The organism is Halolamina rubra (assembly GCF_000739555.1).
GTDB classification, from domain to species: Archaea; Halobacteriota; Halobacteria; order Halobacteriales; family Haloferacaceae; genus Halolamina; species Halolamina rubra.
Window position 1 is genome coordinate 1 of sequence record NZ_BBJN01000021.1, and the last position, 13,529, is coordinate 13,529.

8 protein-coding genes are annotated in these 13,529 nt (G+C 68.8%); 4 read left to right on the forward strand and 4 right to left on the reverse strand.

The genetic code is table 11. The features are described 5' to 3' along the window. Nucleotides 1-202: 202 nt before the first annotated feature. The 4 genes from ACP95_RS16445 to ACP95_RS05880 are packed head-to-tail and all read right to left on the reverse strand — an operon-like array spanning nt 203 to nt 3,644. Entirely contained in the window at nt 203-328 is a 126-nt protein-coding gene (locus ACP95_RS16445; protein WP_272913166.1) for a hypothetical protein, read from the reverse strand. A gap of 48 nt (nt 329-376) precedes the next feature. After that, nucleotides 377-991 carry a hypothetical protein gene (locus tag ACP95_RS05870; RefSeq protein WP_049980317.1) on the reverse strand — a complete coding sequence of 205 codons (615 nt, stop codon included), beginning with the start codon at nt 989-991 and terminating at the stop codon, nt 377-379. Beyond that, a complete protein-coding gene (gene glyS, locus ACP95_RS05875) occupies nt 988-2,787 on the reverse strand; it encodes a glycine--tRNA ligase (protein WP_049980318.1) in 1,800 nt (599 codons plus the stop codon). The genes ACP95_RS05870 and glyS overlap by 4 nt, the downstream gene beginning before the upstream one ends. Next, nucleotides 2,787-3,644 (reverse strand): CBS domain-containing protein, encoded by an 858-nt coding sequence (locus ACP95_RS05880; RefSeq protein WP_049980319.1) that lies wholly within the window; start codon nt 3,642-3,644, stop codon nt 2,787-2,789. The genes glyS and ACP95_RS05880 overlap by 1 nt, the downstream gene beginning before the upstream one ends. Nucleotides 3,645-3,873: 229 nt before the next feature. Here ACP95_RS05880 and ACP95_RS16065 point away from each other — a divergent pair, with 229 nt between their 5' ends. From ACP95_RS16065 to ACP95_RS05895, 4 genes are all read left to right on the forward strand, one after another. Then, nucleotides 3,874-4,017 (forward strand): DUF7556 family protein, encoded by a 144-nt coding sequence (locus ACP95_RS16065; protein WP_166623263.1) that lies wholly within the window; start codon nt 3,874-3,876, stop codon nt 4,015-4,017. A gap of 115 nt (nt 4,018-4,132) precedes the next feature. Further along, a complete protein-coding gene (locus tag ACP95_RS05885; RefSeq protein ID WP_049980320.1) occupies nt 4,133-4,552 on the forward strand; it encodes a PPC domain-containing DNA-binding protein in 420 nt (139 codons plus the stop codon). 25 nt (nt 4,553-4,577) lie between these two features. Beyond that, complete coding sequence (locus tag ACP95_RS05890) at nt 4,578-9,743, forward strand: LAGLIDADG family homing endonuclease (protein ID WP_049980321.1); 5,166 nt, start codon at nt 4,578-4,580, stop codon at nt 9,741-9,743. 306 nt (nt 9,744-10,049) lie between these two features. Beyond that, complete coding sequence (locus tag ACP95_RS05895) at nt 10,050-13,457, forward strand: integrin alpha (protein ID WP_049980322.1); 3,408 nt, start codon at nt 10,050-10,052, stop codon at nt 13,455-13,457. Nucleotides 13,458-13,529 lie beyond the last annotated feature (72 nt).

The following is a 13,529-nucleotide window of genomic DNA, read 5'->3' on the forward strand; positions in this document are numbered from 1 at the left end:
GCTGTACATCGATCGATGCTCGACGTACGTAGCTGTACTCGATCGATGCTCAGACGTCGTAGCTGTACATCGATCGATGCTCAGACGTACGTAGCTGTACATCGATCGATGCTGCGAGCCGGCGGGAGATTGCCCAGTTAAAAGTGAGAAGGGTAAACCACCCGCAAGCGACACACTCACACCCCTTCGTTTCGACTGGAGATCAGTCGACCAGCTCCAGCAGCAGTTCGAGCGACTCGCCCTCGCTCTGGAACAGGACGTAGAGCACACCCAGCACCACGAGCAGTACGATCGCGGCGATCAGGATCTCGACCAGTCCGATCTCCATCGGTGTGGGATCGGTCCGCCGGCGACGCCAAAGAGCGTGGTGGCCGACTCAGCCCCCGAGAGCCACGGGGAGCCCCGTTCCCGTGACGACGAGGGTGAGCGCGATCCCCAGCGCCGCCGCCGGCGGGATGGAGGCGTTGTCGTCGACGACGTAGCCCGCGACCACCGGCGTCACGCCGTCGGCCAGCGTCGCGCCCGCGGCGCCGACGGCGGCGGCCGCGAGCCCCACCGGGAGCGAGGCGATCGCGGTCGTGAACGGCGCCGCGAGCGCGAAGCAGACGAGGAACATCACCGCGAGGACGCCCGCCTGCTTCGCGGTGCCGGCGTCGTTCGAGCCGAGGTAGCCCGAGACCGGGTCGCCGACGATGAGCATCAGCATCGCCGGGAGCGCGACCGCGGGGCCGAACACGAACGCCACCGCGGTCTGGGAGTAGGCGTACAGCGCGTAGCCCGCGACGTTCTCGCGCTCGTACTCGCGGGCCAGCGTGTCGAACAGCGGCCACTCGTACCCCAGCACCAGCCGGACGAACTCGAGCGCCGAGACGGCCACGGAGAGACCGACCAGCAGCAGGCGGACCTGCGGCCAGTCGACCATCCCGAGCAGGTACAGCGCCGGGATGCCGATCCCCGAGGCGTGCACGCCGCGGCGCCCGAGTTCGCTCATCCGTCGACGGGTTCGACGGTCTCGTACTGGGCCAGTACGCTCTCGAAGTCGGTCTCGCCCGCGTGGAGCGCCTCGAGCTGGCCCACGAGTTCGTCAGTCGGGATGCGGGCCTGTGCGCCCGTGTCGCGGTCCCGGAGCGTCACGGTCTCGGGGTCGTCCTCGAGGCCGTCGCGGTCGACGGTGACACAGAACGGCGTGCCGACCTCGTCCTGCCGACGGTAGCGCCGGCCGATCGAGCCGGAGTCGTCCCGGGTGGCGTCGAACCCCGCCGCCCGGAGCGTCGAGACGACCTCGCTGGCGGTGTCCAGCAGCGGCTCGTGGTTGCTCACGAGCGGGAACACCGCCACGTCCGTCGGCGCCATCTCGGGGGCGAACGAGAGGTAGTCCCGCGGTTCGCCGCCGAGATCGTCGCGCTGGAGCCCGTGGTCGATCAGCGTGTACACCGTCCGGTCGACGCCGAAGGAGGGCTCGATCACGTGCGGGACGATGTGCTCGCCCGCCTCGGTCTCCTCGGCGATCTCGAAGTTGGCGACCTCGGTGTCGACGGTGTACGTCTCGCCGTCGACCTCGACGGTCACCTCCGCGGCCTCGAACGCGTCGGGATCGCGTTCGGCGAGCTCCTCGAGCGCCGCGGCGACCGCGCCGGCGTCGCCGCCGAACTCGGGGCCGAGCGTCGCCATGTCGGGGTCGACGCTCGGGCGCTCGACCGTCTTGGGCTCGTCGTACTGCTTGAACACGGTGAAGTTCTCGCCGCTGCCCTCGGCGTGTTTCGAGAGGTCGTAGTCGCTCCGGGTCGAGAAGCCGGCGATCTCGATCCAGTCGCCGCCGGCGCTCTCGATCTTGGCCTCGGCGTCCCAGCAGTCGGCGGCGTAGTGGGCGCGCTCGCCCGGGAGGTGCTGGCGGAAGCGGAGCTGCTCGGTGTCGACGCCGATGCGCTCGTACCACTCCTGGGCGACGCCGAGGTAGTACGCGATCCAGTCCGAGGCGACGACGCCCTCGTCGACGGCCTCGCGGACGGTCAGCTCCTGGTACCCCTCCTCGGCGGGCGCGTCGGCCTGCTGCTCGGGCGCGGCGTAGAGCCGGAGCTCCACGTCCGCGACTTTCTCGAGGTCGGGCTCGTCGGTCTCGGGGTCGATGAACGTCTCCAGTTCGGCCTGGGTGAGTTCGCGCACCCGGATCAGGCCCCGGCGTGGCGAGATCTCGTTGCGGTACGCCGGGCCGATCTGGGTGACGCCGAACGGGAGCTTCCCGCGGGCGTACTCCTTCAGCCGCGGGAACTCGACGAAGATGCCCTGAGCGGTCTCGGGCCGGAGGTAGCCGGGCTGGCCCGAGCCGGGGCCGATGCTCGTCTCGAACATGAGGTTGAACTCCTCGACGTCCTGGCCGCCGAGGGCGGCGCCGCAGGACGGGCAGACGAGGTCGTGTTCGGCGATGAGGTCGGCGACGGCCTCGGGCTCCAGCGCCTCGGCGTCCTCGAGGTCGGTCGCGCCCTCGACGAGGTGGTCCGCGCGGTGGGACTCGCCGCACTCGGGGCACTCGACCAGCATGTCGTCGAACGTGTCGAGGTGGCCCGACGCCTCGAAGACGGGCTCGGGCATGATCGTCGGCGCCGCGATCTCCTCGTTGTCCTCCTTGAGCGCGAACCGGTCGCGCCAGGCGGCCTCGACGTTGCGCTTCAGCGCCGCGCCCTCCGGGCCGAACGTGTAGAAGCCTGCGGCGCCGCCGTACGCCTCGGCGGCCGCGAAGAAGAAGCCGCGGCGCTTCGCGAGCTCGGTGACGTCGGCGTCCTCGCTCATCAGACGGCCTCCAGCAGGTGGACGTCCCGGAGCACGCCCGCGAGCTCGCCGCCGCTGACGACCGGGATCTGCTCGATGTCGTTGGTGATCATCAGCTGTGCGGCCTCGACGGCGGACTTGCGCTTCGAGACGGTCACCACGTCCGCGGTCATGAACTCGGAGACGGGCTCGGCCGGGATCTCGACGTTCCGCGTCGGCACGTAGCGGTTGCCGACCGACTTGATGCTCTCCCACTTCCAGTGCTCGTCGTCGCCGGCCATGGAGGCGCCGGCGTCCTCCTCGCCCTCGACGACCTCGGCGACGGCGACGATGTCGGGCTCGGTGAGCACGCCGGCCATCTCGGCGTCGTCGTCCAGCGCGACCGTGTAGGGCACGTCCGCGAGGCCGATCTCCCGCTCGGCGACCGGGAGCGGCGTCCCGGTGTAGGTGGTGTTGACGCTGCCGTTACAGAGCTCGCCCACCTCGGCGTCGGTGGCGACCTCCTCGCGGGCCAGCGCGCGGATCACGTCGGTGATGGTGACGATCCCGACGAGCGTGCCGCCGTCGTCGGCCTCGACGACCGGCACGCGGCGCGTGCCCGCCTCGAGCATCAGTGCCGCGAGCTCGTGGAGCGTGGCGTCGGCGGTCGTCGTCGGCACCTCCCGCATCAGGAGCGCGAGGTCGTCCTCGTCGGGGTGTTCGATCAGGTCGTCGCGGGAGACTAGCCCGCGGTAGCGCTCGCCCGCCTCGGTCGATCGCACGACGGGGACCGAGGAGAACTCCCGCTCCTGCAGGTACTCGAGGGCGTCGTCGCGCGAGCCCGGCAGCGAGACTGTCACGAGGTCGGACTCGGGCGTCATGGCGTCGGCTACCTTCATGGGGTCGTGTTCTCTTGGGCCCCTCTTGTACTCTGCGAAGGTGTGCGCGGGACTGGCAACCGCAAACTGCGAAGGTGTGCACGGGCCCAGCACTCGGGGCGCGGACGAACACTGGTGACGAGATTCCGTATGCCCGTACCCGAAGGCGTAGGGGGAGCCGTCGACGGACCATGAGAACCATAGTCAATGTTTCGACGGGTTTATGCCTCTGTGCGTGGGACGGTGTAGCATGGCACCGGGCACGGTTCACGGCGGTGACGACGTGATGGGCTCGCTGGACGACGCCGAGTTCGTTATCGCGGATCTCGGCCGGGAGGAGGCCTGGATCTCGGTAGCGGAGGCCGACGCCCCAGTCGTCGCCGAGTGGGCGTAGCGCCCGCTCACGCACCGCTTTTTCTGCCCGACACGGTTCGCCGACGCCAGCGACGCCGCCGAGCGACCGCGGCGGGAGTGAAGGTTTTTGTCCTCGTCGCCGCTTGTACTCGCGTATGGACTACCGCGAACTCTCGCCCGACCGCGAGTTCCTCGCCCGGCTCGAGACCGGCGCCGACTGGCGCGAGGAGATCGAGTCGCTGGCGGTCGAGGAGGACGTCGACGCCGCCTGGTTCAACGCGATGGGCGCGGTGCAGGACGCCGTGGTCTGGTTCTACGACCAGCAGGAGGGGGAGTACGAGTCCGTGGAGTTCGAGGAGCCCCTGGAGGTCGCGGCCTGCATGGGCAACGTCTCGATCCTCGACGGGGAGCGGTTCGCACACACCCACGCCGTGCTCTCGCGGCCGAGCGGGCAGGCCCTCGCCGGCCACCTCGACGCCGCCACGGTGTTCGCCGGCGAGGTGTACATGCGGACGTTCGAGGAGCCGCTGGAGCGGGAGCACGACGAGGAGACCGACCTGGACCTCTGGCTGTGAGCCGGAACGGGCGGGGTGAACGGCGGTGAGAGACGACGACGAGCGCTACTTCGAGCGTATCGAGGACCAGCTCGACGACGCGTTCGACCGCGCCGAGGCCGCCCGCGAGCAGGGGCGGGACCCCCAGCCAGAGATCGAGATCCCGGTCGCGAAGGACATGGCCGACCGCGTCGAGAACATCCTCGGCATCCCGGGCGTCGCCGAGCGCGTCCGGGAGCTCGAGGGAGAGATGAGCCGCGAGGAGGCCGCCCTCGAGCTCGTGGAGGACTTCGTCGACGGCAACGTCGGCGACTACGACTCCCGCGAGGGGAAGATCGAGGGCGCCGTCCGGACCGCGGTCGCGCTGCTCACGGAGGGTGTCGTCGCCGCGCCGATCGAGGGGATCGACCGCGCGGAGCTGCTCCAGAACGACGACGGGACGGAGTTCGTCAACGTCTACTACGCCGGCCCGATCCGTTCGGCGGGCGGGACCGCACAGGCCCTGTCGGTGCTCGTCGCCGACTACGCCCGCTCGCTGCTGGGGATCGAGGAGTTCCACGCCCGCGACGACGAGGTCGAGCGCTACGCCGAGGAGATCGCGCTGTACGAGAAGGAGACCGGGCTCCAGTACACGCCGAAGGACAAGGAGACGAAGTTCATCGCCGAGCACATGCCGATCATGCTGGACGGCGAGGCCACCGGCGACGAGGAGGTCTCGGGGTTCCGTGACCTCGAGCGCGTCGACACCAACTCCGCCCGCGGGGGGATGTGTCTCGTCATGGCCGAGGGGATCGCGCTGAAGGCGCCGAAGATCCAGCGCTACACGCGCCAGCTCGACGAGGTCGACTGGCCGTGGCTGCAGGACCTCATCGACGGCACCTACTACGACGGCGCCGCCGCCGACGGGAGCGACGAGGGCGACGAGGCGGCGGCCACCGACGACGGCGACGCGGAGGCGGACGCCGACGAACCGGCCGAGCCCGAGGGGCCGGTCCGGGCCGAGCCCGCGACCAAGTACCTCCGGGACCTGATCGCCGGCCGGCCGGTGTTCGGCCACCCCTCCGAATCAGGCGGCTTCCGCCTGCGCTACGGCCGCTCGCGCAACCACGGGTTCGCGACCGCGGGCGTCCACCCGGCGACGATGCATCTCGTCGACGACTTCCTCGCGACGGGGACCCAGATCAAGACCGAGCGCCCCGGGAAGGCCGCCGGCGTCGTCCCGGTCGACTCGATCGAGGGGCCGACGGTGAAGCTCGCCAACGGCGACGTACGTCGAATCGACGACCCGCAGGAGGCGCTCGAGGTCAGGAACGGCGTCGACGAGATCCTCGACCTCGGCGAGTACCTCGTCAACTACGGCGAGTTCGTCGAGAACAACCACCCGCTCGTGCCGGCGTCGTACAGCGTCGAGTGGTGGGAACAGGAGTTCGACGACGCCGGCGCCGACGTGCAGGCGCTCCGGGACGACCCCCACGTCGACCTCGACGACCCCGACCCCCGGACCGCGCTCGACTGGGCCGACCGGTACGACTGCCCGATCCACCCGGAGTACACCTACCTCTGGCACGACGTGACCGTCGCCGAGTACGACGCGCTGGCGGCGGCCGCCGCCGCCGGGGAGATCGACGACGACGGCCTGCTGATCGACCGGAGCGACGACGCCCAGCGCGCGCTCGAACGCCTGCTCGTCGAGCACACCGCGACCGAGGAGACGCTCCGGGTGCCCGAGTACCGCCCGCTGCTGCGCTCGCTGGGCGTGACGACGGAACTCGAGCGCGAGTGGGAGCCCGCGGACCTGAGCGAGCGGGCGCGAACGTGGGGCGCCGACGACGCCGACGCGGCCGACGATTCCGCCGTCCCCGACGGCGGGATGGCGGTACGGGACGACGGCGACGGGACTGCCGTCGACGACCCGCCGGACGCCGACGCGGTCCCGCTCCCCGGAGCGAACGCGATCGAGGCGGTGAACGAGGTCGCGTCGTTCGCGGTCCGGGAGCGTGCGCCCACGCGGATCGGCAACCGGATGGGCCGGCCCGAGAAGTCCGAGAGCCGCGACCTCTCGCCGGCGGTCCACACGATGTTCCCCATCGGCGAGGCCGGCGGCAGCCAGCGCGACGTGGCCAAGGCCGCGAAGGACCGCACCGACCGCGGCCGCGGGAAGATCGAGGTCAGCCTCGGCGAGCGCGAGTGCCCGGACTGCGGCGAGCACACCTACGAGAACCGCTGTCCGGCGTGTGGGAGCCACACCGAACCGTACTACGAGTGCGACGACTGCGGGATCGAGGTCGAGCCCGACGAGTCCGGGCGTGTCGTCTGCCCGCGCTGCGACTGGGAGGTCGAGAGCCCCGAGGAGCGCGTGATCGACCTCAACGCGGTGTACCACGACGCGCTCGACGCCGTCGGCGAGCGCGAGGGGAGCTTCTCGATCCTGAAGGGCGTCCAGGGGCTGATGTCCGCCAACGAGACCCCCGAGCCGATGGAGAAGGGGGTCCTCCGGGCGAAACACGACGTGTCGTCGTTCAAGGACGGCACCGTGCGCTACGACATGACCGACCTGCCGGTCACCTCGGTCCGGCCCGAGGAGCTGGACACCACCGCCGCGGAGTTCCGTCGGCTCGGCTACGAGACCGACGTCGACGGCGAGCCGCTGCGACACGACGACCAGCTGGTCGAGCTGAAGGTGCAGGACATCGTGCTCCCCGACGGCGCCGCCGAGCACATGATGCGGACGGCGGACTTCGTCGACGACCTGCTGGAGGAGTTCTACGGGCTGGAACCGTTCTACGAGGTCGAGGAGCGCGAGGACCTCGTCGGCGAACTCGTGTTCGGGATGGCGCCGCACACCTCCGCCGCGGTGGTCGGTCGGGTGGTGGGGTTCACGAGCGCTGCCGTCGGGTACGCGCACCCGTACTTCCACGCAGCGAAGCGTCGGAACTGCTTCCACCCCGAGACGAAGGTGTGGTTCCGCGACGAGAGCGAGTCGTGGCACCACGACGAGATTCGGACGCTCGTCGAGGATCGGCTCGACCCCGAAACCGCCGACGAGGACGACTTCGGGACGCTGGTGCAGGAACTCGACGGCGACGTGTTTGTTCCGTCAATCGACGCCGACGGCGACGAGGTCGTCAAGCCCGTCGAGGCGGTGAGCAAGCATCCCGCACCGGAGCACATGGTCCGCGTCGAGACCCGGAGCGGTCGGGAGATCACGGTGACGCCGGATCACGAGATGCACGTCTACGACGGCGAACTACGCTCGAAGCAAGCATCCGAACTGACCGAGGACGACAGTATTGTGAAGCCGGATGGTCTGGGTAAAGTTTCCACGGACCAGACGACAACGTTCGACCTCTTGGATGAGTTCCTGCAGGTAGACGAGATCGACAACAGTCGACTGACTGTCAAAGGACTCGAAAAAGACTGGCTGTACGATCTGTTTACGGAGCAGCTAGCAGCAGATTTCGACGGAACGTTCTACCCTCTCAAGAGCACGGCCGAGATCCTCGGACTCAGTAAGAAGGGGCTGAGCAACTACATCTATCGAGAGAGCATCCCCGCAGAGCTACTCCTCGAACTGTTCGACTCCACGGAAGAACTTCTCGAGCAGCTTCCGGACGACGTTCGGCTGGGAATGAAGCGTGACGGGCCGGATATGGCCCGGTTCGTCGAACTGAACGAGCGTGTGGCGACGTTGCTCGGGTACTATGCAGCAGAAGGCTTCGCACGGGCACAGGAGACGCCGAAAGGCACGATTCACCAGACGACGATCTGTGGGACGGAGGATGAGGCACGAGAGTTCTTCATGGAGACCCTCCGTGAGGAGTTTGGCGTCGATCCATACCGTGAAAACGATGCGAAGGTGACTGCATCCGGCCGCCTGCTTCGGACGTTCTTCGATACGATCCTCGACGCCGGTACGAGAGCAGACTCGAAATCCATCCCCCAACCGATCTTCGATACTCCGGACGCTACCGCAGCAGCGTTCCTCCGCGGATACTTCAGCGGCGACGGGGCGGCGTCGACGAACGCTGCCGTCGTCTCCGCGACTACTGTCAGTCGAGAACTGAAAGAAGACTTGCTTGCCCTGTTGACTCGGCTTGGGATCGTCGCGAGCGTGAAAACGACCGAGCCATCACCACTGTGCGAGTACTTCCCGGACTACTACGACGTCGACGACCCACGGGAATCTGCACGGAGATTCGTTCTCTCGGTCAGTTCGGAGGACGTTGTCGCGTTCTCGGAAACGGTCGGGTTCCACCTCACACGAAAAACCGAGACACTCGAAGAGCAGTTGTCGGCACGAAACACGCGAAAGCGACGTGCGTTCGACGGCGGCGACGGTGACTATCTCGTAGAGTCCGTCGCGTCGGTAGAGTACGTCGAGAGCGACACCGACAACACGTACTGTCTCACTGTCGAGGAGACACACTCTCTGATCGCAAACGACACCTCACAAAAGCAGTGCGACGGCGACGAGGACTGCGTCATGCTCCTACTGGACGGCCTGCTCAACTTCTCGAAGGAGTTCCTCCCCGACCAGCGCGGGGGGCGGATGGACGCGCCGCTGGTGATGTCCTCCCGGATCGACCCCTCGGAGATCGACGACGAGGCGCACAACATGGACATCGTCCGGCAGTACCCCACGGAGTTCTACGAGGCCACCCTCGAGATGGCCGACCCCGGCGACGTCGAGGAGCTGATCCAGCTCGGCGAGGACACGCTGGGCACCGACGACGAGTACCGCGGCTTCGACCACACCCACGACACCAGCGACATCGCGCTCGGGCCGGACCTCTCGGCGTACAAGACGCTGGGCGACATGGAGACGAAGATGGACGCCCAGCTCGAGCTCTCCCGGAAGCTCCGCGCGGTCGACCAGACCGACGTGGCCGAGCGGGTGATCGAGAACCACTTCCTGCCGGACCTGATCGGCAACCTCCGGGCGTTCTCCCGGCAGGAGACGCGCTGTCTGGACTGCGGCGAGAAGTACCGCCGGATGCCGCTCACCGGCGACTGCCGGGAGTGTGGCGGCCGGATGACGCTGACGGTCCACCGCGGCTCCGTGAACAAGTACATGGACGTGGCCATCGAGGTCGCCGAGGAGTACGGCTGCCGCGACTACACGAAACAGCGCCTGGAGGTGCTCGAACGGTCGCTGGAGTCGATCTTCGAGAACGACAAGAACAAACAGAGCGGCATCGCGGACTTCATGTGACCGCCGGGGCGCGCGAGCGCCGTTCCGAACCGCGACTCGTGGGTGGGGTCGAGATCACGCCGCTCGTCGGCGCCGCCGCCGAGGCGCAGGGGTCGTTCGGGGTTACTCCCGGAGACGCGTACGGGGCTCTCGTTTCCGGCCTACTGCGGTGCATCGTCGGCCGTTCGGAGCCCACCGCAGTAAGACGGTATTTCTGTTGGCCCGGCCGTCGACGCCTTCAGTAAGGGTAGCCCCGTTCAGGCGGCACCGACCCTACTCTGCGGTCGTGTTGCTATAACAAACTGTGTTGCTCCTGTTGCAGAGGGTATGGCCTCAGTACCCGACGAGCAGCGACTATCCCGGGCGAGGGAGAACTGGCACACGGTCGCCGTCGTCGCCTTTCTCGTCACGAGCGCGATGGGGATCGGTTTCGTCGGCGCGGTCGGCGGAGAGTTCCCGCGCCTGACTGGCGGCGAGGACAGCGGAGCGGGCCCGGCCGACCTGGACGAACCGACGAGCGGCTTGGTCGGGAATCAGTCCCTCACCGACGCGGACACGAAGTTGACCGGCGCGGGCCCGGACGACAACTTCGGCAGGGCGCTCACACACGGCGACGTGAACGGCGACGGCGTCGAGGACGTCATCGTCGGCGCACCGCGCAACAACTCGCCGAACGGGAACGGTTCGGGCGCCGTCTACGTGTTCTACGGCCCAGTCGACGGACGGGAGCTCGACGCGGAATCGGCGAACGTCACGCTCTACGGCGCCGAAGGGGGCGACGGGGCGGGCTACTCGCTCGCTACCGGTGACGTCGACGACGACGGGGTCGACGACATCGTCGTCGGTGCCCCGTTCGAGGAGACGGGCGCCGACGATGCGGGCGCCGTCTACGTCGTCTACGGCGGCGACCTGGGGAACCGCTCGCTCGCGGACGCGAACCGCACCTTCGTCGGCGGGAGCTACGAGGACCAGGCTGGCCGTGCGGTCGCCACGGTGAACCGGTCCGGCGGCGACGACGTGCTCGTCGGCGCACCGGGCGCCGACACCGCGGCAGAGGACGCCGGCGCCGTCTACGTCCTCTCCGGCGCCGACCCCGGAACGCTCGACCCCTCGAACGCGACGGCCACGCTCACTGGCGAGGGCGTCGGCGACCGCGCCGGCTGGTCGCTCGACGGCGTCGGCGACTTCGACGGCGACGGGAGCAACGACTTCGTCGTCGGCGCGCCCAACAACAGCTCCACCGCGGCCGACGCGGGGGCAGCGTACGTCGTGACGGCGAACGTCTCCGGAACGGTGTCGCTCGCCGACGCGGAGCTGAAGCTGGCCGGCGAGGCGGCTGGGGACAGGGCCGGCTGGTCCGTCGCGGAGGCGGGCGACGTGGACGACGACGGCGACGCCGACGTGGTGATCGGCGCGCCGTTCGCGGACCCGGCGGTCAACGAAACGACCAACGACACGAACGCCGGCATCGCCTACGTCGTCTACGGCGACGACGACACCCCCAACAGGGCGAACCTCTCGGACACCGGGACGCGGATCGTCGGGGAGGCAGCAGGCGACTACGCCGGCTACAGCGTCTCCTCGGCCGGATCTGGTGACGTGACCTGCGACCGCTACGACGACGTGCTCGTCGGCGCACCCGGGTACAACACCACGGCCGAGGACGCCGGTGCCGTCTACCTCGTCGCCGGCAGCGAACACCGCGCGGACCAGCGACAGCTCTCTGAGGCGGCCGGGAAGTACGTCGGCGAGGGCGAGGACGACCGCGCCGGCTACGCCGTCTCGGACGCGATGGACGCCACCGGCGACGGCGACGAGGACGTGCTGGTCGGCGCGCCGGACAACGACAGCGGCGGCGCCGACGCTGGTGCGGCGTACCTCCTCGCCGGCGACTGTCCGGACCCGACGCCCACGGAGACCGAGACGCCAGAGCCGGCGCTCGAAGGGCTGGACATCTCGAAGGACTGCGTCGACGCCGACGGCGAGGTCACCGTCACAAACCCGAACGAGGTCGCGATCACCCTCACCTTCGACGGCACCGAGTACCACCTCGCCGCGAACGGCGAATCGGGCGACAGCGTCACCATCGACGGTCTCGACGACGGGCGGTACGACTGGAGTGCCGAGACGAAGAACGGCCGCGACGTCGACGAGGGGACACTCCGCGTCGACTGCGACCGCGAGGAGCCAGACGACCTCGTCATCACCAAGGAGTGCGTCGGCGAGGACGGCGAACTCATTGTCAGCAACCCCAACGAGTTCGCGGTCGTGTTCACGTTCGACGGCACCGAGTACACCCTCGCACCGGACGGCGAATCGGGCGACAGCGTCACCATCGACGAGTTGGACGACGGCACGTACCGCTGGCGCGCCGAGACCGAGGACGGCCGCGACATCGACGACGGGAAACTCCGCGTCGACTGCGATCGCGAGGAGCTCGAGGAGCTGATCGTCAGCAAGGAGTGCGTCGACGCCGACGGCGAGGTCACCGTCACCAACCCCAACGACGTCGCGATCACCCTCACCTTCGGCGGGACGGACTACCACCTCGCGCCGAAGGGTAAATCCGGCGACAGCCTCACTCTCGACGACCTGCCCGACGGGACGTACCACTGGCGCGCCGAGACGAAGGACGGCCGCCACGTCGACGACGGGAAACTCCACGTCGACTGTGACCTCGAAGCGCCCGAGGATCTGGTCGTCAGCAAGGAGTGCGTGGACGAGGACGGCGAAGTCACCGTCAGCAACCCCAACGACGTCGGGATCAGACTCACCTTCGAAGGGACGCAGTACCACCTCGAGCCGAGCGGCGAATCCGGTGACAGCGTTACCCTCGATGCGCTTCCCGACGGCACGTACCGCTGGAGCGCCGTGACGAAGGACGGCCGCCACGTCGACGACGGGACGGTTCGCATCGACTGTGACCCCGAGGGGACCGCGACGGAGAGTTCGACGGCAACCGCGACGTCGACGCCTTCTCCCACATCGACGCCGACTGCGACCGAAACCCCCACGCCGACGGAGACGCCGACGCCCACTCCCACCGCGACTCCGACGTCGACGCCGACGGTGACAGCCACGCCGACGCTTACCCCGACGCCGACCCCGACAGAAACCCCAACGCCAACAGCGACGCAGACGCCGACTGCCACATCAACGCCGACTGCGACAGAAACCCCGACCCCCTCGCCTACGCCAACCGCGACGCCCACCGCGACTGAAACGCCCACGCCAACCGAGAGGCCGACGGAGACGCCCGTCGTCTGCGAGGGGCAGGCGAAGTTCGAGTGGCGGGGGAACTCCTACTTCGAGGAGTTCAGCACCCTCGAGGTCACCGTCACGGGTGACGCGTCGACGGCGACGATCACGAACGACGAACCGTTCGCGGTCGACGTCTACGTGAAAGCGGGAAGCGAGGCCAGCGGCGCCGGAATCTCCGGTCCGATCACTGTCGGCCCCGGCGAGTCGGAGTCGGTGACTGGCACCGAGGGCAAGGAGATCAGCGCCATCGGGATCGTCTGTGAAGGGTTCGGAACGCCGGAGTTCCCGCCGTTCACCCTCCCGAACGAGGACGCCTCGGGTGACGCTGGCCCCAGCGGCGGGAACGGACCCGCCGGCCCGGCACCGTTCGGGATCGGGCTGTCGGATACCGGCGTCGGGAACTGGCTGACGGCGTTCGCGATCCTGCCGGCGCTCGCCGCGCTGGGGGTCGTCGTGTTCGGCCGCAGACCCTGAAACTCTCCCCCCTTTTTCCCGAAGACAGACGGACGACCGTTCGTCGACGACCGCGGCGGCGCTCCGGTATCG